This window comes from Acrocarpospora corrugata (genome assembly GCF_009687845.1).
Classification (GTDB): Bacteria; Actinomycetota; Actinomycetes; order Streptosporangiales; family Streptosporangiaceae; genus Acrocarpospora; species Acrocarpospora corrugata.
Map to the genome: position 1 here is coordinate 39,139 of NZ_BLAD01000088.1, position 20,173 is coordinate 59,311.

A 20,173-nucleotide genomic window follows, 5' to 3' on the forward strand; every position below is an offset into this window, starting at 1 on the left:
CCCTCGCTCACGTCCCGTGAGCCTACGCCCGACGCCACCTGATTACATCCCCAGACCCCATTCCCGGTCTGCCGCCGGGGGAAGATGGGAGGGTGAACCGCCTTGTGGATGCGACGAGTCCCTATCTGTTGCAGCATGCCGGGAATCCGGTGGATTGGTGGGAGTGGGGGGAGCCGGCGTTCGCGGCGGCCCGCGACCGCGACGTGCCGTTGCTGATCTCGGTCGGCTATTCGGCCTGTCACTGGTGTCACGTGATGGCGCACGAGTCGTTCGAGGACGAGGCCACGGCCGCGATGATGAACGAGCGGTTCGTGAACGTGAAGGTGGATCGCGAGGAACGCCCTGATGTGGACGCCGTCTACATGGGCGCCACCCAGGCGATGACCGGCCAGGGCGGCTGGCCGATGACCGTGTTCGCGACCCCGGACGGCCGCCCGTTCTACGCCGGGACGTACTTCCCGCGCCCGCAGTTCCGGCGGCTGCTGCACGGCATCGCGCAGGCGTGGGCGACCGACCGGCAGACCGTGCTGGACCAGGGCACGAACGTCGTCCAGGCGCTCAACGAGCGGGCCGGACTGCCCGCGGGCCCGCTGCCGTCGCGGGACACCCTGGCCGGCGCCGTCCGCAACCTGGCGGACGCCTTCGACGCGGCCCGCGGCGGCTTCGGCGCCGCCCCCAAGTTCCCGCCGTCGATGGTGCTGGAGTTCCTGCTCCGCGCCGGTACGGCGGACGCCATGGCGATGGCCGAGAAGACCCTGGACGCCATGGCCAGGGGCGGCCTCTACGACCAGCTCGGCGGCGGTTTCGCCCGCTACAGCGTGGACGCGGAGTGGATCGTCCCGCACTTCGAGAAGATGCTCTACGACAACGCCCTGCTGCTGCGCGTCTACACGCACTGGTGGCGGGCCACCGGTTCCACGCTCGGCCGGCGGATCGCCCTGGAGACCGCCGACTGGCTGCTCCGCGAGATGCGCACCCCCGAGGGCGGCTTCGCGTCCGCGCTGGACGCCGACAGCGAGGGCGAGGAAGGGCGCTTCTACGTCTGGACCCCTGAGCAGCTCCGCGAGGTGCTCGGCGACGAGGACGGCGCGTGGGCGACGGCGGTGTTCGAGGTCACCGGCACCTTCGAGCACGGCTCCTCGGTCCTCCAGCTGCTGACCGACCCCGACGACCGGGACCGTTTCGAGCGGGTGCGGCGCGCCCTGCTGGCCGCCCGCGAGGAGCGGGTCCGTCCCGGCCGCGACGACAAGGTCGTGACCGGCTGGAACGGCCTGGCGATCGCGGCCCTGGCCGAGGCCGGCGCGCTCTTCGACCGGGACGACCTGATCGACGCGGCGGGCACGGCCGCCGCGCTGCTGCTGGACCTGCACATCGCGGACGACCGGCTGCTGCGGGCCTCACGGGCCGGTCAGGCGGGCCACAACGCCGGAGTCCTGGAGGACTACGCGGACCTCGCCGAAGGACTCATCGCCCTGTACGGGGTCACCGGCGACACCCGCTGGTTCACCGGGGCGCGGGGCCTGCTGGCGACCGTGCTGGCCCGGTTCGGCGACGGCGAGGGCGGCTTCTACGACACGGCGGACGACGGCGAGCGGCTGTTCCAGCGCCCCAGGGACCCCACCGACAACGCCACTCCGTCCGGCCAGTTCGCGGCGGCGGGAGCCCTGCTGTCATACGCCGCGCTGACCGGATCGAGTGCCCACAGGGAAGCCGCCGAAGCGGCCCTCGGCGCGGTCTCCGTCCTCGCCGACAAGTACGCCCGCTTCGCCGGCTGGGGGCTGGCGGTCGCGCAGGCCGCCCTGGACGGGCCGGTCGAGGTGGCCGTGGTCGGGCCCGCCGACGACCCCCGGACCAGGCTCCTGCACCGCACCGCGCTGATGTCCACCGCGCCGGGCCTGGTCATCGCCCTGGGCGACGGAGCCGGCACCGTCCCGCTCCTGGACGGGCGCGGGACGGTGGACGGCGAACCGGCCGCCTACGTGTGCCGCCGGTTCGCCTGCCGGCTCCCCGTCACCACCCCGGCCGAGCTCAACCAGGAACTCGGCCGGATGGGCTAGAAGTCGACGGCGGTCGGCTCGATCGTCGGATCGGACGGCGTGTCGGACTGGCCCGGATCCGACGGCTGCGGATCGCCGGTGCCGCCGCCGTCGCCCGGGTTGTCCCCGCCGCCCTGGTCCCCGCCCTCGGTCGGCGGCGGCGACTCGGGCTGGTCGGGCGAGCCGGTGACGCTCGGGTCGGGGGTCGGGGACTCGTCGCCGTTGTTCCAGTCCTGGCTGTTCTGGTCCTGCTCGTCGCCGCGGTACGGCTGTTCGCCCCACATGGTCTCGTAGTCGGTCGGCGGCGGGAACTCCTCGACCGGCTCGCCCTCCATTGACGCCTCCACGAAGTACTTCCAGATCTGCGCGGGCAGCGTGCCGCCGTACAGAGGGCCATATCCGGGGACGGTGACCGCCTTGTTGTCGTCGCGGAACATGTTCACCGACACCGACAGCTGCGGGACGTAGCCGTTGAACCAGACGGCGGCCGACTCGTCGGTGGTGCCGGTCTTGCCGGCGGCCGGGCGGCCGTACAGGCGGGCCGCCGTGCCGGTGCCGCCCTGGACGACCTGCTCCAGCGCGTACGTGGTGTCGGCGGCGGTCTCCTCGCTGAAGGCGCGCTTGCCGACGGCGTCGATCCTGCGGGTCTGGCCGCGGGCGTCGGTGACCGAGCGGATCACGTGCGCGTCGTGGTGCGTGCCGCCGGCCGCGAACGTGCCGTACGCGGAGGCCTGCTGGACGGCGCTCATCGAGGCGACGCCGAGCGGGAAGGTGGGCGCGGCCTGGTGCTGGGTCAGCTGGACGGCCGGGATGCCGGCCGCTTCGGCCGCCCGCGCGACCTTGGCCAGGCCGACCTTCTGCCCGAGGTCCACGAAGGCGGTGTTGACCGAACTGCGGGTGGCCTGGACCAGGTCGACAGAACCGTACGAGGCGCCCCCCGAGTTCGGGATGGTCGCGGACGCGATCCGCATCGGCGAGTTCCCGTCCACCCGGGTCCACAGGTCGTACCCGTTCTCCAGCGCCGCCGCCAGCGTGTACGCCTTGAACGTCGACCCGGCCTGCACCTTGGCGTCGAAGGCGTTGTTCCACTCGGTCGCGTTGTAGTCGCGCCCACCGTAGAACGCGACGACCTCACCGGTGGCCGGATCGACGGCCGCCAGCCCGGTGCGCACCTTCTTGGGAGTGTTGTCCGGCAGGACCGACTTGACGGCTTCTTCGGCCAGGCCCATCAGCTTCCTGTCGAAGGTCGTGGTGATCTTCAAGCCGCCCTGGTTGATGTCCTCGTCGCTGTAGCCGAGCCGGTTCAGCTCGGCCCGGACCTGGGCCAGCATGTAGCCCTTCTGGCCGCTCAGCGACAGCGGTGACTTCTGCTTGACCAGGGTCGGGAACTGGAGCGCGGCGGCCTGCGCCGAGGTGAGCGCCCTGGTGGTGGTCATCCCGGCGACCACACCCTGCCAGCGGGTCTTGACCGCCTCCAGGTCCGCGCCCTTCGGGTCGGCGAACCGGGTCGGCTGCTGGATCACCGCGGCCAGGTAGGCGCCCTCGGCGGCGGTCAGTTTGCTCACGTCCTTGTTGAAGTACGCGAGCGAGGCCGCCTGCACGCCGTACGCGCCGCGGCCGAAGTAGATGGTGTTGAGGTACTGCTCCAGCACCCAGTCCTTGGACTTGGAGCGATCCACTTTCAGGGAGATCATTATCTCCTTGAGTTTGCGGACCACCGTGCGTTCCTGGCTCAGGCCGCTGTAGTAGTTGCGCACCATCTGCTGGGTGATGGTCGATCCGCCCTGGAGTTGCTGGCCGGTGACGGTGGACCACATGGCGCGAGCCGTACCCGAGAGCGAGACGCCGGTGTCCTGGTAGAACGTCCGGTTCTCGGCGGCGATCACGGCGTCCCTGACGGCGGCCGGGACCTTGCCGAGCGGCACGTTCTTGCGGTTCACACCCTGGGTCGCCAGGACCGTCTTGCCGTCCCGGTAGTAGATCATCGAGCCCTGCGCGGTGGCCAGGGCCTGGGTGGTATCCGGAATCGGGGTCATCGCCCAGACGACCCCGAACATGCCGATCAGCCCCACGACCCCCGCACCGCTGACGACCAGAACCCGCCGGAGCAGCCGCCGGCGCGGTTTCTCCGCCGGGCCGTCGGGCTCCTCCTGAGCGGGCGCCCCATCTTCCTCACCGCTTCGCACGCGATCCCCCAGACCTCTCGCAGGCGTTCACGGTAGACGATAGATAACGATGCTTGGGTCATTGCAGGTACCTTGCGGCTATCGTCCACTACCGTTGCGCGGCCTTGACCAACGGCAGGGTCCGATACGGCACCGGGGTATCCAGCGCGATCACCGATTCGGTCCTGACCACCCCGTGCACGTCCACAATCTGGTCGATCACCCGCTGCAGATCGGCGTTGCTGCGCGCGACGACCCGGCAGAGCATGTCATGCCCGCCGGTGATCGTGTGCACCTCAAGCACTTCGGGGATCAGGGCGAGCCGGTCGGCCACCGGATCGTGACCGCTGACCTGGCGGATCTGCAACGTCACGAACGCGGTCACGTCGAACCCGAGGGCGGCCGGGTCGATCTGCGGGCCGTACCCGGTGATCACGCCGCGGGCGGCGAGGCGGTCGAGGCGGGCCTGCACGGTGCCGCGGGCCACGTTCAGCCGCCGTGAGCACTCCAGCACCCCGATCCGCGGCTCTTCCTCCAGTAACGCGACAAGCCGGACATCCAACTGGTCAACGGTCACAATAATGCTCCGATGATCGCCACATTCTCTGGGCATATTGTCCACTATTTTGGGTGACTGTTGCGCAGGTTGGCCATCCCGTCCGAGAGTATCGCCATGAGTGATGACGTGTTTCCGGTCCACGGGATGGACGCGGTCGTGTTCGCCGTCGGCAACGCCAAGCAGGCCGCCCATTACTACTCCACCGCCTTCGGGATGCGGCTGATCGCGTACCGGGGTCCGGAGACCGGCAGCCGCGACGAGGTCGCCTACGTGCTCGCCTCCGGCGGCGCCAGGTTCGAGCTGCGCGGCGCGGTCCGGCCCGGCTCCGACCTGGCCAGGCACGTCACCGAGCACGGCGACGGCGTCATCGACCTGGCCCTGGACGTACCCGACGTGGAGGGCGCCTACCGGCACGCGCTGGCCCAGGGCGCGCGTGGGCTCGCGGAGCCGTACGTGGCGGAGGACGAGCACGGGAAGGTCGTGCTGGCCGCGATCGCCACCTACGGGGAGACCCGGCACACCCTGGTCGACCGGTCCAACTACAACGGGCCCTATCTGCCCGGTTACCTGGCCGCGGAACCGATCGTGGCGCCGGGGAAGCGGATGTTCCAGGCCATCGACCACTGCGTCGGCAATGTCGAGCGGATGGACGATTGGGTGGAGTTCTACGAGCGGGTGATGGGTTTCACCCGGATGGCCGAGTTCATCGGCGACGACATCGCGACCGAGTACTCGGCGCTGATGTCCAAGGTCGTCGCGAACGGCACCAGGAAGGTGAAGTTCCCGCTCAACGAGCCCGCCGCCGGCAAGCGCAAGTCGCAGATCGACGAATACCTGGAGTTCTACGGCGGACCGGGCGTGCAGCACATCGCGCTGGCCACCAACGACATTCTCGGCACGGTCGACCGGATGCGCGCGGCCGGCGTGGAATTCCTGGAAACGCCCGACTCCTACTATGACGACCCGGAACTGCGGGCCAGGATCGGCCAGGTCCGGGTACCCGTCGCCGAGCTCAAGCAGCGCCGCATCCTGGTGGACCGGGACGAGGACGGCTACCTGCTGCAGATCTTCACCAAGCCGGTGCAGGACCGCCCGACCGTCTTCTTCGAGTTCATCGAGCGGCACGGCTCGCTGGGTTTCGGTAAAGGCAACTTCAAGGCCCTGTTCGAGGCGATCGAGCGGGAGCAGGAGCTGCGCGGGAACCTGTAAATCTTTTCGCTCCCCGAACCCCGCAATGCCTGACAGGCCCGCCCAAACCTCCGTCGAGGTCGCCTGAAGCTGTCGTTCTGCTCGCGTAGGGTTGCCGGCAGGGATCTGGTCGTTCGGGTAGCGAAGGGGACACGTCACACATGCGTGGACGTCAGGTGGTCAGCATGCTCGCGGCGGGTCTGGTGGCCGCCTGCTCGGCGTCCAACAGCGCCACGGACGGCGAACGCGCCTCGGCCGAGGAGGCTCCGCTGTCGGCCAGCGCCCCGGCCGCGGCCCGGTCGGTGTCGGCCGCGACCGCCGGGAGCACCGGCATCGGGGATCCCTACTTCCCCGGCGACGGCAACGGCGGCTACGACGCCACCCACTACGGGCTGGCCCTGGCCTACGACCCGAAGAGCAGGCAGCTGGGCGGGACCGCGACCATCGACGCGAAGGCCACCCAGGACCTGTCGCAGTTCAACCTGGACCTGAGCGGCTTCACGGTGCGCTCGGTGACCGTGAACGGCGCGCCCGCCGAGTTCAGCCGCAAGGGCAGCGAACTGACCGTCCGCACCGACCTGAAGGACAAGGCCGCGTTCAAGGTCGAGGTCGCCTACGCGGGCACGCCGCAGCCGGTCCGCGAGTCCTCCAACCTGGGCAGCTACGGCTTCATCCCGACCCCGGACGGCTCGTTCGTGACCTGCGAGCCGAACGGCGCGAAGACCTGGTTCCCCAGCAACGACCACCCCGCCGACAAGGCCACCTTCGACTTCACCCTGACCGTGCCCGAGGGCGTCACCGCCATCGCCAACGGCGAGCTGGCCGGCCAGCCGAAGACCACGAACGGCAAGACCACCTTCATCTGGCGCGAGAAGCACCCGATGACGACCTACCTGGCCACCATGACCACCGGCAAGTTCCAGGTCCGCACCGGCACCTCGCCGGGCGGCATCCCGGTCTACGCGGCCGCCGACCCGCGCTTCCGGACCTCGCTGAACAGTCTGTACGACCAGTCCGGCAAGATCACCGACTACTGGGCGACCGTGTTCGGGCCCTACCCGTTCGGCTCCACCGGCGGCGTGGTGGACGACTTCGCGGCCGGATACGCGCTGGAGAACCAGACCAAGCCGATCTACGGCGGCTTCGAGCCGGACGAGGGCATCATCGCGCACGAGCTGGCCCACCAGTGGTTCGGCAACAGCCTGAGCATCACCCGCTGGAAGGACCTCTGGCTGAACGAGGGCTTCGCCACCTACGCCGAGTGGCTGTGGAGCGAGCACCGCGGCCAGGGCACCGCCCAGCAGCAGTTCAACGACGCCTACGCGGGCGCCACCGACGCGATCTGGAAGTACCCGCCCGGCGAGACCCGCCCGAACGACCTGTTCAACGCCTCGGTCTACACCCGCGGCGGGATGGCGCTGCACGCGCTCCGGCTGGAGATCGGCGACGGCAAGTTCTTCCCGCTGATCAAGAAGTGGGCCGCCGACCACCGCTACGGCAACGTCACCACCGAGCAGTTCATCGAGCTGGCCGAGAAGACCTCGGGCAAGCAGCTGGACGACCTGTTCGACGCCTGGCTGTTCAAGCAGCGCAAGCCGGCCAAGCCGACCTCAGTGAGCTGACACCTTCTTGTAGGTGGCGATCGCCCCGGTCAGGCAGATCGCCGTCAGCAGCACGCACCACACCAGCGACTGGATCAGCGGCGACAGGATCGGGCCGCCGTGGAACAGCCCGCGCAGCGCGTCCACGGTCACGCTGACCGGCTGGTGCTGGGCGAACGGCCGGATCCACGACGGCATCGACTCGACCGGCACGAACGCGCTGCTGACGAAGGTGAGCGGGAAGATCCACACCATTCCCGCCATGTTGGCCGCCTCCACCGACTTCATCGACAGCCCGATCCAGGCGCCGATGGTGGCGAAGGTGAAGGCGAACAGCAGCAACAGCAGGATCCCGGCCACCGCCGGGAGGAACCCGTTGGTGATCCGGAATCCGACGATGTAGCCGACCACGATCATGATGGCCAGGATCAGCGCGTTCTTCACCGTGTCCGACAGCAGCCGCCCGACCAGCACGGCCGATCTGGCCATCGGCAGGGCCCTGAACCGGTCCACCAGGCCCTTGTGCAGGTCCTCGGCCAGCCCGATGCAGGTGCTGGTGGTGGCGAACGCCATGGTCTGGGCGAAGATGCCGGGCAGCAGGAAGTTGACGTAGTCCCCGCCCGGCACCTTGATCGCGTTGCCGAACACGATCGAGAACAGCAGGATGAAGATGATCGGCTGAACGATCGTGAAGAACAGCAGCTCCGGGATGCGCGGGATGTGCGTCAGGTGCCGCCGGGTGATCACCAGACTGTCGGCGACTGTCCAGTCAGTCATCGTGGACGCTCTGGGTCCGGTGTCCCGTGAGCGCCAGGAACACCTCGTCCAGGGTCGGGCGGCGCAGTTCGACGTCGCTCGGCTCGATGCCCTTGGCGTCCAGGCCGCGGACGAACTCCACCAGCGACGCCGCGCCGTCGCGCACCTCGACGGTGACGCTGTGGCTCTCCTGGTCCACTTCCGGCACGCCGCTGCCGACGCTGGCCGCGATCTCCGCGAGTTCCGGCAGGTGGGCCAGGTCCTTGACCGCGATCTGGATGCGTTCTCCGCCGAGGCGGCCCTTGAGCTGGTCCGCGGTGCCCTGCGCAATCACCAGCCCATGATCGATGATCATGATGTTGTCGGCGAGCGCGTCCGCCTCCTCCAGGTACTGCGTGGTCAGCAGGAGCGTCGCGCCGTCCCGGACCAGTTCCCTGATCACGTCCCACATGCCGTTGCGGCTGCGCGGATCGAGCCCGGTGGTCGGCTCGTCCAGAAAGATGACCTTGGGTCTGGCCACCAGCGACGCGGCCAGGTCCAGCCGCCGCCGCATGCCGCCGGAGTAGGTCCTGGTCTGCCGGTCGGCCGCGTCGGTGAGCGCGAACCGGTCGAGCAGTTCGGCGGCTCTGGTCCGGGCCGTGGCCTGGTCCAGGTGGTAGAGGCGGGCGAACATGACCAGGTTCTCGCGGCCGGTCAGGTATTCGTCCACGGCCGCGTACTGGCCGGTCAGGCCGATCACCTTGCGGATCTCGTCCGGCCGGGCCAGCACGTCGATGCCCGCGATGGTGGCGTTCCCGGCGTCGGGGCGGAGCAGGGTGGCCAGGATTCGCACCGTGGTCGTCTTGCCTGCCCCGTTCGGGCCGAGCACCGCCAGCACGCTGCCGGTGGGGACCTCAAGGTCCACCCCATTGAGCGCTTTCACCCGCCCATAGTGCTTGGCGAGCCCTTCAGCCCTAATCATGGTTTCAACCACGTTGGGGTTGATGCCCGTTTTCTCCCCCTGGCTCGTCGGGCCGTCGGAAGCTTTAGGAGAAGATGAGCTTGTAGCCGTCCCGGCGTAGCGAACCCAGCACCTCGTCACAGTGCGCGGGCCCCCGGGTCTCCAGTTGCAGCAGCACCTCCGCCTCGTCCAGATGCAGCCGCGCGCCCACCCGCTCGTGCACGATCTCCAGCACGTTCGCCCGCAGTTCGGCCAGCCGCCCCAGCAGCGCCGCCAGCGCGCCCGGCCGGTCCTGCAGCCGGATCCGGAACGCCAGATACCGCCCGGTCGCCGCCAGTCCGTGCCGGAGCAGCTTGGCCAGCAGCAGCGGGTCGATGTTGCCGCCGGACAGCACCGCGACCACCGGCGTCTCGAACGCGTGCGGCTGCTCCAGCAGCGCGGCCACCCCGGCCACCCCCGCCGGTTCGACCATCATCTTGGCCCGCTCCAGGCAGAGCAGCAGCGCCCGGGACAGCGACTCCTCCGACACCGTGACCACCTGGTCGACCAGGTAGTGGATGAGCTCGAACGGCAGCTCGCCGGGGAGGCCGACCGCGATGCCGTCCGCCATCGTGGTGGCCGGTTCGACCATGACCGGGTGCCCGGCCGCCAGCGACTCGGGGTAGGCGGCGGCGCGTTCCGCCTGCACGCCGACGATCCGCACGCCGGGCCTGAGCTGCTTGACCGCGAGCGCGACCCCGGCCGCCAGCCCGCCGCCGCCGATGGCCAGCACGATCGTGCCGGTCTCCGGCAGCTGGTCCAGGATCTCCAGGCCGACCGTGCCCTGACCGGCGATCACGTCCGGGTGGTCGAACGGGTGGATGAAGACCGCGCCGGTCTCGGCGGCGTGCTTCGTGGCGGCCCGCAGGGCCACGTCGACGGTGTGCCCCGCGAAGATCACTTCGGCGCCGTAGCCGCGGGTGGCCTCGACCTTGGGCAGCGGCGCGCCCTCCGGCATGTAGACCGTGGCCTTCGTGCCCACCAGCCCGGAGGCCAGCGCGACGCCCTGGGCGTGGTTGCCCGCGCTGGCCGCGACCACGCCCCGGGCGCGCTCCTCCGCGCTCAGGCGGGCGATCCTGACGTACGCGCCGCGGACCTTGAACGAACCCGCGCGCTGGAGGTTCTCGCATTTGAGGTACACCGGGCCGCCGACGAACTCGGACAGCACCCGGGAATACTGCACCGGCGTGGGCACGACCACGCCGGACAGCAGCTTGCGTGCGGCGACGACGTCGTCGTACGTCACCAGAGGATCGGCCATGACTGACATCCTCCCAGGCGGTGGATCAGCCGGCCCAGTAGCGGTCGGCCTGCAGGATGAAGGCCGCCGCGCCGATCAGCCCGGCGTCCTGGCCGAGGGCGGCGGGCACCACCCGGACCCGGCGGGCGAAGTCCATCCGGGCGTGCGCGCGCAGGGTCTCCTCCAGCGGGTCGAAGATCAGCGGGCCGGCCTGGGAGAGGCCGCCGCCAATGGTGACCAGGTCGAGGTCGCACAGGTGGGTGGCCGAGGCCAGCGCGAGCCCGATCGCCCGGCCGGCCCTGCGCATCGCGGCCAGCGCCACCGCGTCCCCGGCGGCGGCGTCGAAGGCCAGCTGCCGGCCGGACGCGGTCGCGGCCTCCACGTAGAGCGGTTTCGAGGCTTCGGAGGAGCCCGGCTGCCAGCCCTGGGCCAGCGCCCACTGGGCCAGGCGGGGGCCGCGGGCCACCGCCTCCAGGCAGCCACGGCCGCCGCAGCCGCACGCGGGTCCTTCCGGTTCGACGATGATGTGGCCGATGTGGCCGGCGTTGCCGGTGCCGCCGTCGATCAGGTGGCCGCCCAGGATGAGGCCGCCGCCGACGCCGGTGGAGACGACCATGCCGAGCATGTTGGCGGTGCCGTGGCCGGCGCCCCGCCAGTGCTCGGCCACGGCGACGGCAACGGCGTCGTTGTGGATCCTTACGGGGATGCCGGGGAAACGTTCGGCCAGGCGGTCGACCAGCGGGAAGTCGCGCCAGCCCGGCATGTTGAGCGGGGACACGAAGCCGTCCGGCCAGGTCATCGGGCCGCCGGAGCCGATGCCGACGCCGATCAAGGGCTGGCTCGCGCGCGCCGCGACGCCGTCGACCAGTGCGGCCAGGGCCTTCCATAAGGTGTCGGCATCGCCGCCCGGCGGGGTCGGGACCCGATCGGAGAGCAGCATCTCGCCGTCGGCGCCGACCAGGCCGGCCGCGAACTTGGTGCCGCCGATGTCGACCGCGAGCACGACCATGATGGAGACCCCCTCAGAACGCTGTCTCAGAATGCTGTGGAGAAGACCAGGACGGAAGCCGTGAACCCGTGCACGTGGTTGTGGCCGGCGACCGGGCCGACCTCGCCGGCCGCGAAGAAGCCGGCGACGCCGATCGGGCCGAGGGTATCGCGGAGCGCGAGCGCGTCGTGGTCGGGTGTGCCGAACATGGCCGAGCCCCGGCCGTTGCAGGAGAACAGCAGCGCGCCGTCCACCCGGCCGCCCTCGGCCAGGTGCGCGTCCAGCAGTTCGTACAGGTCCTCGTCGGCGGTTTCCGCGTCTCTGACCTGGAAGCGTACGGTCCGGCCGACCGGCACCACGTCGCCGATCGCGACCGCCTCCCGCTCGGGGTCGATGCCGAGCACGCCGCGGATCAGGAAGTCGCCGCGTTCGTGGCGTTCCGCGTACTCGTTCATGGCGATGCCGATCTGGAGGCCGGAGGCGACGAGTTCGCGGTCCTCCTCGTCCAGGGCGCTGACGATGTCCTCCAGCCGGGCCAGCGCGGGCTGCCCGGCGAGTTCCAGCAGCACGTTCTCCTCGGCGCGGGTGACCACCATGGTCGGGCCGATCGGGCGGCAGCCCTGGCTGACCACCGTGCTGACCTGCACGGGGCCGCTCAGCATGACGCCGATGGCGCCCTCGGTGTAGACCTCGCCGTCGGCGAACAGCCGGACCGAGCCGCGGCCCTGCAGGCCGTTGGCCAGGCCGCCGATGATCGGCAGGTTCCCGAGCACCTCGCTGGAGTGCTCCACGAACGCGTCGGTCGGGAACGTGTACGGATCCGCCAGCATGATCGCCACCCGGTCGTCCAGCTCGCGTTCCGGCAGGCCGATCACTACAAAACGGTCATCGGCCCGCAGCGATTCCAGGGCGAACGTCTTCACCCGGGCATCTCCCAGCGAGGCCGCCCAGGCGCTCACCGACGGGGTCAGTTCCACCCCCTGCGCGTCGCCGATCACGCCGGTCGCGCTACAGCCGATCACCGCCGCCTCGCCGGCCAGTTCCATCGCCCGCCGCCCGGCCTTCGCCACGTCCTCTGCGTCGTCGCCGCAGATGAAGAAGCAGACCAGGTCGGCCGGCCCGGTGAGTCCCGCGAGGGCCTGCCGGATCGCGCCCTCCGCGCTCTCCACCAGGTTGGGCCCGACGGCTAGCCCGTCAGCGAACCGGCTCGTCAATACCGCCATCGCGCGCCCCCTCTCGCTAGGACAAGTCCGTCATCTCGTAAATCTCGTACCGATCTGCTTCATAGCCCTCATGCCCGATTCTCCCCACAACATGGTTCCGGAACTCACCTGGTTCGTCACTGAATGGTCAAGATCCGCAAGACAATCGGATGCGGGTGTTGCATCCGCGACGTAGGCTCAATCCCGTGCACAAATCGCCCGCACTTGCTCCGTCACTGAGTACTCTGCGTGAACTGCGCGAGAGTGGACACGTCCACCGGTCGGTGAAAGCCGAGATCCGGGAGAATCTACTGGCTCGCCTGCGCGCGGGTGAGCCCAGATTCCCCGGCATCGTCGGCTTCGACGAGACCGTGCTCCCCCATCTCGAACGCGCCCTCATCGCGGGTCACGACCTCGTGCTGCTCGGTGAGCGCGGCCAGGGCAAGACCCGGCTGATCCGTACCGTGATCGGGCTGCTCGACGAGTGGACGCCGGTGGTGGCGGGTTGCGAGATCAACGACCATCCGTACGCGCCGGTCTGCGCCCGCTGCCGCCGGCTCACCGAGGACGAGATCCAGGTCGCCTGGAAGCACCGCGACGAGCGGTACGGGGAGAAGCTGGCCACCCCCGACACCTCGGTGGGCGACCTGATCGGCGACGTGGACCCCATCAAGATCGCCGAAGGGCGCACCCTGGGCGACCCGGAGACCGTGCACTACGGCCTGGTCCCCCGGACCAACCGGGGCGTCTTCTCCGTCAACGAGCTGCCCGACCTGGCCGAACGCATCCAGGTCTCGCTGCTGAACGTGCTGGAGGAGCGGGACATCCAGGTCCGCGGCTACAACCTGCGGCTCCCGCTGGACCTGCTGCTGATCGCCAGCGCCAACCCGGAGGACTACACCAACCGGGGCCGGATCATCACGCCGCTGAAGGACCGGTTCGGCGCGGAGGTCCGTACCCACTATCCGAAGACGATCGAGGACGAGCTGACCCTGATCCGCCAGGAGGTCGTCCCCGACATCGGCGCGGACGTGCCCGAGCACCTGGTCGAGATCATCGCCAGGTTCACCCGGCTGGTCCGGGAGTCGACCGCGGTGGACACCCGCTCCGGCGTGTCGGCCCGGTTCTCGATCGCGGCCACCGAGACGGCCGCCGCGTCCGCGGTCCGGCGGGCCGCGCTGACCGGCGAGGAGCGCGCGGTGACCCGGGTCTGCGACCTGCCCGGCATCGTGCACACGCTGCGCGGCAAGGTGGAGTTCGAGGTCAGCGAGGAAGGCCGGGAGGTCGAGGTGCTCGCGCACCTGCTCCGCCGGGCCACCGCGGAGACCTTCCGCAACACCCTCGGCGGGCTGGAGCTCACCCCGCTGCTGGACAAGTTCGCCGAAGGCACCCAGATCGAGTCCGGCGAGCTGGTGCCCGCCACCGAACTGCTCCGCCGGATCGGCCAGGTCGACGGCCTCGCCAAGATCATGTCCCGGATCGGCATGGGGGAAGGGGACGAATCCCCCGGTCACGCCGCCGCCGCCCTGGAGTTCGCGCTCGAAGGTCTCTACCTGATGCGCCGCCTCTCCAAGGACGACATCGCGGGCGGCGCGGTCTACCGCACATGACCTCCTACCGGTACGGCGAATACCAGGACGGGCCGGACCCGCTCGCCCCGCCCTACGACGTGCGCTCCGCGCTGGACGAGATGGGCGACGCCATCCTGTCCGGCTCCACCCCCCTGGACGCCCTCCGCGATCTGCTCAAACGCGGCCTCCCCGACGCCCCCGACCGGCGCGGCCTGGAAGAACTCCTCCGCCAGGTACGGCAACGCCGCCGCCAGCTCCGCGAGAACACCCGGCTGGACGGCACCCTCGAACGCGCCCGCGCCCTGCTGGACAAGGCGATCGGCCAGGAACGCGCCGAACTGTTCCCCGACCCCTCCGACGACGCGCGTTTCCGCGAGTCCGCCCTGGACGCGCTCCCGTCCGACACCGCCCGCGCCGTCCAGGAACTGGACGAGTACGACTGGCGGTCGGCGGCGGCCCGGCAGACCTTCCAGGAGCTGCGCGACCTGCTCCGCCGGGAGATCCTGGACAGCCAGTTCCGCGGCATGAAGGACGCCCTCGCCAACCCCGACCCGGCGGCGATGGAACGGGTCCGGCAGATGATGTCCGACCTGAACGACATGCTGGACAAGGACGCCCAGGGCCGGCACACCCAAGACGATTTCGACTCCTTCATGCAGAAATATGGCGACATGTTCCCGGAGAATCCGCGGAACCTGGAGGAGCTCGTCGACCAGCTCGCCCGCCGCGCCGCCGCCGCCCAGCGGCTGCTGGCCTCGCTCACCCCGCAGCAGCGCGAGGAACTCGCCGGCCTGATGGCCCAGACCCTGGAGCAGGCCGGCCTCGCCGACCAGATGCGCCGCCTCGGCGACTCCCTGTACGCCCGCCGCCCCGACCTGTCCTGGAGCTCCCCCGAGCGGGTCAGCGGCGACGACCCGATGGGCATGGGCGACGCCGTCGGCGCCCTCCAGGAACTCGCCGACCTCAGCGAACTCGAAGCCGCGCTACGCCAGGACTACCCCGGCGCCCGCCTCGACGACATCGACGAGGCCGCCGTCCGCCGCGCCCTCGGCCGCTCCGGCGTCGACGACCTGGAAGCCCTGCGCCGGATCGAACGCGAACTGGAGAACCAGGGCTACCTCCGCCGCCACCGCGGCAAACTCGAACTCACCCCGAAGGCCGTCCGCCGCCTGGGCGAGACCGCGCTCCGCCGCGTCTTCGCCTCCCTGGACTCCAGCCGCCGCGGCGACCACGACCAGCGCGACGCGGGCGCCGCCGGCGAGCTCACCGGCTCCACCCGCGCCTGGCGCTTCGGCGACGAACAGCCCATCGACGTGGTCCGCACCGTCATCAACGGGGTACGGCGCGGCAGCCCCGACGGCCGCATCCAGCTCTCGGTCGACGACTTCGAGGTCTCCGAGACCGAACGCCGCTCCGCCGCAGCCGTCTGCCTGCTCGTCGACCTGTCCTACTCGATGGCCCTGCGCGGCACCTGGGCCGCCGCCAAGCAGACCGCCCTCGCCCTGCAGGCCCTGGTCGCCTCCAAGTTCCCGCAGGACTCCGTCCAGATCGTCGGCTTCTCCAACTACGCCCGGGTGCTGGCCCCCGACGAACTGGCCGGCCTCGAATGGGACATGGTCCAGGGCACCAACCTGCACCACGCCCTGCTCATCGCCGGCCGCCACCTGGACCGCCACCCCGACTTCGAACCCGTCGTCCTGGTCGTCACCGACGGCGAACCCACCGCCCACCTGATGCGCAACGGCGTCCCCCGCTTCGAGTGGCCCCCCTCCAGGGAAACCCTCGAACTCACCCTCGCCGAAGTCGACAAGATGACCCGCCGCCGCGCCACCATGAACGTCTTCATGCTCGCCGCCGACGAACGCCTCCGCGAATTCGTCGACGAGGTCGCCCGCCGCAACGGCGGCCGCGTCTTCGCCCCCAGCGCCGACCGCCTCGGCGAATACGTCGTCAACGACTTCCTACGAGCCCGCCGACGTACCTGACCAACTCCCGATCGAGCCCATCCCCGAAATCCCGGTACGACCGGTAAACGGGCCGCTCTTCCCGACTCCCCGGAATCAACTCGGCCACCCTCTCGGGCTCCGGCAGCACCCCGCCACCGAGGTACCGAACCCCGGCCAGTTCGGTTCGCATGCCCTTGCGCCCCGACACGAAGACCCCGTGCCGCCATCCGCTCTCTTCGTCCCAGACGAGCGCGAGCCCGCCCGCCAGCAGAATCGTCGCGTCCCGGGGATCGAACGGATCGTCCCACCAGCGCCGCGCGTCCAACGCCTCGGCGACCCGGGCCACATAAGGAACGGCCAACGCCAGCCAGGCGTCACTGTAGGGTTCCATCGAACTATTCATGGCAGAATTCTCCCTTAAGTGGAATGCGCGCCTACCCTGCCGGAAACGAAGGTAGCGCAGCCCCAAGGCCGCCGCTTGATTCTCGGCCCACGTCACTCCACAGGTTGCGACCCGATGTCATAAGCCAGTCGCGTACTGTCACCCGCATACACGTTGATTGTCAGGCGAATGGGCCCAGCGACCGAGTAGGCCGTCCGGAACATCTCCAGAACGGGCACCCCCGCGCCCAGACGGAGGACCACCGCCTCCCCCTGGCTCGGCATCCGGCAGACGATCTCGTCCCGGTAGCCGATCTGGGCGTGCCCGTGCCGTCGCAGCTCCTCAACCGTGCCGTGCGCGATGTCGCTGGGGGACATGAGCATTGTTCCGGTGGCGAGGTCCATCGGATAGAACGATTCCTGCGTGGACCAGGGGCGCCCGTCGATGAGCCGGTGCATGCTCCGCACCACGACGGGGTCGTCCTCGTCGATGCGCAGCCGTTCCGCCACCTCAAGAGCGGCTTTCCTGATCTCCATCCGGAATTCGAGTTGCTCCGGGTGGCGGCCCTGAACGCTGACCGCGGCGACGAAGGCGTCCCGATCGGTACGGCCGCTCGACGCCCCCTCCTCGTTGGAGGCGAGAACCGTGAAGGTCACCCGCTCGCGGACGAACGTGCCGCGGCCCTGGCGAGCCTCGACCAGGCCCTCGTTCTGCAGAACGGCCATGGCCAGACGGACGGTGTTGCGCGACAGTCGCGCGCCCTTCCCCACCAGGTACCCGTACAACGTCTCCAGCACGGGCTCCGACGGTAACTGGGTGCCCGGCGACCACTCCCCCTTGTTGATCTTCAATCGGAGATCGGACGCGACCTGCCGGTAGAGGGCCTCTGCCAAAGCGGGGTCACCTCTTTCCCATGGTGCGGTCCAGCCCGCCACCCAAAGCTAGACCGGCACCACTCATTGGTACAAGTCGCCCCGGCCGTCTCGTACCAATGACTCGAACGGCGGCGGCAGTTTGGCTCATACCAATGAGTCGGTCAAATGGCCTGACCCCTTTAACAATGGCCCGGTGGCCTGGGTCCGCATTCACCGTCTTCCGCGATTCGACCCCGGAGTGCTGATATTAAGCACGGCGCCACGCGGAAAGAAGCGGGGCTAACCAAGTAGTCAGAAGCGCTATCCATCCGGCATAGCCAACCCTGTCGGAACCCTCACAACTCAGGGTGGGATCGCGCTCATATGGTCGGTTTACAGCGTGTCACATCTGACGATCGGGGAGTCAGCGGCGGCACCAACCCAAGGTGGGGAGTCGCACGTGTTGTACAGCATCATCGTTCTGGCCAGTCTCACCCTCGGACTGGTCGCGCTCAGCGCGTTCGTGCTCGTCGTGCACAGCATCCGGCGGGAGGATCGGCGGCGGTCGCTGACGCTCAGCCCGCGCAGTGTGCTGTCGTCGGGGACGCGGCGGATTCTCGGGCTCGCCGTCGATCACACGGCCTGTGTGATCCACCCGGAGTACGCCTGTCCTACCTGCATAGAGCTGGAGCGCGAAGTCCGGGTCTGAGGTGGAAGGTTCCGTATGTCTTGCGGGAGCCGTACGGAATCGCACTGCCGGTTTGATCAGTAAGGCGATAGCCTCGGTGCATGTCGTTTGCCGACAAGTTGCTGCTGTGGTTCCACATCGGGTTCGCGATCTTCGCGATCGGCCCGCTCACCGTCGTCACGAGTTACGTGCCGCGCTACATCCGGGCGCGTGATCTCAACGTCCTGCGCTTCCTGAAGCGGGCCGCGCGGCTGTTCGGGTTGCCGACGCTCGGGGTGTTCCTGTTCGGGATCCTGCTCGGCAGGGCCTCGCTGGCCGAGGTCTACCTGACGGTGTCGATGACCTTGTTCATCGTGGCCGCGGTGCTGCTGGTCATCATCGACCGGGATCTGAGCAAGGCCGTCCGGGCTCTCGAGAACGACAACCCGGACGACGACGCGAAGGTGCAGACCGGCCGGATCGCGGCGCTGGGCGGCGTGACCGCGCTGATCTGGCTGGTGATCCTGGTGCTGATGGTCTTCAACAATCCCGGCAGTTAGCCGAGCGCCTGAGAAAGGTCGGCGACCAGGTCGTCCACGGTCTCGATGCCGACCGACAGGCGGACCAGGTCGCCGGGCACCTCCAGCGGCGAGCCGGCGGCGGACGCGTGGGTCATCCGGCCGGGATGCTCGATCAGGGATTCGACGCCGCCGAGGGACTCGCCGAGTGTGAACAGGCGGGTCCGGTTGCAGACCTCGACGGCGGCGTCCTCGCCACCGGCGACCCGGAACGAGATCATCCCGCCGAAACGCTTCATCTGCTTGGCCGCGATCTCGTGCCCCGGGTGGGTGGGCAGGCCCGGGTACAGCACCTCGGTCACCTTCCGGTGCGCCCGCAGCAGATCCACGATCCGCTCGGCGTTGTCGCAGTGCCGGTCCATCCGCACCCCGAGCGTCTTCAGCCCGCGCAGCGTCAGCCACGCGTCGAAAGGCCCGGCCACCGCGCCCATCGCGTTCTGGTGGTACGCGAGCCGCTCCCCCAGTTCGGCCGACCCGGCCACGAGCGCGCCCCCGATGACATCGGAGTGCCCCCCGACATACTTCGTGGTGGAGTGCACCACCGCGTCGGCGCCCAGCGCCAGCGGCTGCTGCAGGTACGGCGAGGCGAAGGTGTTGTCCACCACGAGCAGCGCCTCCGCGTCGTGCGCGACCGAGGCGAGCGCCGCGATGTCGGCGATGCCGAGCAGCGGATTGGTGGGCGTCTCCACCCAGATCACCTTGGTCTCCGTCCGGACCGCGGCCCGGACGGCGGCCACGTCCCCGAGCGGAACCGGGTCGTAGGACAGCCCCCACGCCGCCAGCACTTTCGCGAACAGGCGATACGTGCCGCCGTAGGCGTCGTTCGGGATGATCACGTGATCGCCGGGACGGCAGACGGCACGCAACAGCGTGTCCTCGGCGGCCAGTCCGGACGCGAACGCCAGCCCCCGCGCCCCGCCCTCGACGGCGGCCAGGCACTCTTCCAGTGCGGTACGGGTCGGGTTCGCCGACCGGCTGTACTCGTAACCGGACCTAAGCCCACCCACACCGTCCTGCTTATAGGTAGAAACGGCATAGATGGGCGGTACGACGGCCCCGGTCAGCGGGTCCGCCTCTTGACCCGCGTGAATGGCCAGGGTCTCAAAGCCTTCAGTCATGCGTCCGAGGCTACTGTGTTTATGGCCGTGCCTCCGGCACGGCGGGCTTGGCCGCCCCTTAGCCGGTGTCTTCCCTCGTCACTCCGGCCGCTTCGCGACCTGCGTTCCTCAGTCCATACGCAGGGGTGGCCCGATTTACGGTGCGGAGGGTGCCGGGAAGGGTCCGTAGCGTGGCTCTTGGGGTGGGAGGGCCTTGCATATCCGGCGAAGCCGACATCGCCGGCACGGCGATCATCGGGGGCGGGCGGAGGCCCGCAACGAACAAACGGGTGGGTGGGTGATCCACGTCTGTCCGGCGGAGCCGTCTTCGTCGCCAGGGCGACCATCGGGGGCGGGCGGAGGC

The 20,173-nt window shown here is 69.7% G+C and carries 17 protein-coding genes; 7 read left to right on the forward strand and 10 right to left on the reverse strand.

The window, feature by feature from the left end; genetic code table 11:
- The first annotated feature begins 92 nt into the window (after window positions 1–92).
- Window positions 93–2,057: a thioredoxin domain-containing protein gene (locus tag Acor_RS34265; RefSeq protein ID WP_155340921.1), complete on the forward strand. Its 1,965-nt coding sequence runs from the start codon at window positions 93–95 to the stop codon at window positions 2,055–2,057.
- Here Acor_RS34265 and Acor_RS34270 read toward each other — a convergent pair.
- Window positions 2,054–4,222 (reverse strand): transglycosylase domain-containing protein, encoded by a 2,169-nt coding sequence (locus Acor_RS34270; RefSeq protein WP_246239503.1) that lies wholly within the window; start codon window positions 4,220–4,222, stop codon window positions 2,054–2,056. The genes Acor_RS34265 and Acor_RS34270 overlap by 4 nt on opposite strands.
- An 88-nt stretch (window positions 4,223–4,310) precedes the next feature.
- Complete coding sequence (locus Acor_RS34275; RefSeq protein ID WP_246239504.1) at window positions 4,311–4,778, reverse strand: Lrp/AsnC family transcriptional regulator; 468 nt, start codon at window positions 4,776–4,778, stop codon at window positions 4,311–4,313.
- 96 nt (window positions 4,779–4,874) lie between these two features.
- On the opposite strand from Acor_RS34275, the gene hppD reads away from it, so the two are divergent.
- Entirely contained in the window at window positions 4,875–5,969 is a 1,095-nt protein-coding gene (gene hppD / locus Acor_RS34280) for a 4-hydroxyphenylpyruvate dioxygenase (protein WP_155340923.1), read from the forward strand.
- Window positions 5,970–6,109: 140 nt separating this feature from the next.
- On the forward strand, window positions 6,110–7,570 hold the full coding sequence (locus Acor_RS34285; protein WP_155340924.1) for a M1 family metallopeptidase: 1,461 nt from the start codon (window positions 6,110–6,112) through the stop codon (window positions 7,568–7,570).
- On the opposite strand, the gene Acor_RS34290 is transcribed toward Acor_RS34285, so the two are convergent.
- From Acor_RS34290 to Acor_RS34310, 5 genes are all read right to left on the reverse strand, one after another.
- A complete protein-coding gene (locus Acor_RS34290) occupies window positions 7,559–8,326 on the reverse strand; it encodes an ABC transporter permease (RefSeq protein ID WP_155340925.1) in 768 nt (255 codons plus the stop codon). The genes Acor_RS34285 and Acor_RS34290 overlap by 12 nt on opposite strands.
- Window positions 8,319–9,266: an ATP-binding cassette domain-containing protein gene (locus Acor_RS34295; protein WP_155340926.1), complete on the reverse strand. Its 948-nt coding sequence runs from the start codon at window positions 9,264–9,266 to the stop codon at window positions 8,319–8,321. The genes Acor_RS34290 and Acor_RS34295 overlap by 8 nt, the downstream gene beginning before the upstream one ends.
- A gap of 64 nt (window positions 9,267–9,330) precedes the next feature.
- The gene (gene ilvA, locus Acor_RS34300; protein WP_218034650.1) at window positions 9,331–10,545 is read right to left on the reverse strand and encodes a threonine ammonia-lyase; all 1,215 of its coding nucleotides are present in this window, start codon (window positions 10,543–10,545) and stop codon (window positions 9,331–9,333) included.
- A 25-nt stretch (window positions 10,546–10,570) separates the two neighbouring features.
- Window positions 10,571–11,533: an ROK family protein gene (locus Acor_RS34305; protein ID WP_155340928.1), complete on the reverse strand. Its 963-nt coding sequence runs from the start codon at window positions 11,531–11,533 to the stop codon at window positions 10,571–10,573.
- Between the two features lie 26 nt (window positions 11,534–11,559).
- Window positions 11,560–12,735, reverse strand: a complete 1,176-nt coding sequence (locus tag Acor_RS34310) for an FIST signal transduction protein (RefSeq protein WP_155340929.1) — start codon at window positions 12,733–12,735, stop codon at window positions 11,560–11,562.
- Window positions 12,736–12,884: 149 nt separating this feature from the next.
- Between Acor_RS34310 and Acor_RS34315 the strand changes: the two genes are divergently transcribed.
- Together Acor_RS34315 and Acor_RS34320 are read left to right on the forward strand one after the other, a co-directional pair.
- Window positions 12,885–14,324: a sigma 54-interacting transcriptional regulator gene (locus tag Acor_RS34315; protein ID WP_155340930.1), complete on the forward strand. Its 1,440-nt coding sequence runs from the start codon at window positions 12,885–12,887 to the stop codon at window positions 14,322–14,324.
- Window positions 14,321–16,270: a vWA domain-containing protein gene (locus tag Acor_RS34320; protein ID WP_155340931.1), complete on the forward strand. Its 1,950-nt coding sequence runs from the start codon at window positions 14,321–14,323 to the stop codon at window positions 16,268–16,270. The genes Acor_RS34315 and Acor_RS34320 overlap by 4 nt, the downstream gene beginning before the upstream one ends.
- Here Acor_RS34320 and Acor_RS34325 read toward each other — a convergent pair.
- The gene (locus Acor_RS34325; protein WP_246239508.1) at window positions 16,236–16,622 is read right to left on the reverse strand and encodes a DUF6292 family protein; all 387 of its coding nucleotides are present in this window, start codon (window positions 16,620–16,622) and stop codon (window positions 16,236–16,238) included. The two genes, Acor_RS34320 and Acor_RS34325, sit on opposite strands and share 35 nt — an antisense overlap.
- A gap of 104 nt (window positions 16,623–16,726) precedes the next feature.
- Entirely contained in the window at window positions 16,727–17,506 is a 780-nt protein-coding gene (locus tag Acor_RS34330; protein WP_170317220.1) for a GntR family transcriptional regulator, read from the reverse strand.
- A gap of 421 nt (window positions 17,507–17,927) precedes the next feature.
- Between Acor_RS34330 and Acor_RS34335 the strand changes: the two genes are divergently transcribed.
- Together Acor_RS34335 and Acor_RS34340 are read left to right on the forward strand one after the other, a co-directional pair.
- Complete coding sequence (locus tag Acor_RS34335; protein ID WP_155340934.1) at window positions 17,928–18,176, forward strand: hypothetical protein; 249 nt, start codon at window positions 17,928–17,930, stop codon at window positions 18,174–18,176.
- Window positions 18,177–18,256: 80 nt separating this feature from the next.
- Complete coding sequence (locus tag Acor_RS34340) at window positions 18,257–18,694, forward strand: hypothetical protein (protein WP_155340935.1); 438 nt, start codon at window positions 18,257–18,259, stop codon at window positions 18,692–18,694.
- Here Acor_RS34340 and Acor_RS34345 read toward each other — a convergent pair.
- Window positions 18,691–19,830: a cystathionine gamma-synthase gene (locus Acor_RS34345; RefSeq protein WP_155340936.1), complete on the reverse strand. Its 1,140-nt coding sequence runs from the start codon at window positions 19,828–19,830 to the stop codon at window positions 18,691–18,693. The genes Acor_RS34340 and Acor_RS34345 overlap by 4 nt on opposite strands.
- Window positions 19,831–20,173: the final 343 nt, after the last annotated feature.

Coding starts and splice junctions, on each gene's coding strand:
- hppD (WP_155340923.1), top strand. CDS start 4,875: ATGAGTGATGACGTGTTTCCGGTCCACGGGATGGACGCGGTCGTGTTC.
- Acor_RS34285 (WP_155340924.1), top strand. CDS start 6,110: ATGCGTGGACGTCAGGTGGTCAGCATGCTCGCGGCGGGTCTGGTGGCC.
- Acor_RS34290 (WP_155340925.1), bottom strand. CDS start 8,326: ATGACTGACTGGACAGTCGCCGACAGTCTGGTGATCACCCGGCGGCAC.
- Acor_RS34295 (WP_155340926.1), bottom strand. CDS start 9,266: ATGATTAGGGCTGAAGGGCTCGCCAAGCACTATGGGCGGGTGAAAGCG.
- ilvA (WP_218034650.1), bottom strand. CDS start 10,545: ATGGCCGATCCTCTGGTGACGTACGACGACGTCGTCGCCGCACGCAAG.
- Acor_RS34305 (WP_155340928.1), bottom strand. CDS start 11,533: ATGGTCGTGCTCGCGGTCGACATCGGCGGCACCAAGTTCGCGGCCGGC.
- Acor_RS34310 (WP_155340929.1), bottom strand. CDS start 12,735: ATGGCGGTATTGACGAGCCGGTTCGCTGACGGGCTAGCCGTCGGGCCC.
- Acor_RS34315 (WP_155340930.1), top strand. CDS start 12,885: ATGCGGGTGTTGCATCCGCGACGTAGGCTCAATCCCGTGCACAAATCG.
- Acor_RS34320 (WP_155340931.1), top strand. CDS start 14,321: ATGACCTCCTACCGGTACGGCGAATACCAGGACGGGCCGGACCCGCTC.
- Acor_RS34325 (WP_246239508.1), bottom strand. CDS start 16,622: ATGGAACCCTACAGTGACGCCTGGCTGGCGTTGGCCGTTCCTTATGTG.
- Acor_RS34340 (WP_155340935.1), top strand. CDS start 18,257: ATGTCGTTTGCCGACAAGTTGCTGCTGTGGTTCCACATCGGGTTCGCG.
- Acor_RS34345 (WP_155340936.1), bottom strand. CDS start 19,830: ATGACTGAAGGCTTTGAGACCCTGGCCATTCACGCGGGTCAAGAGGCG.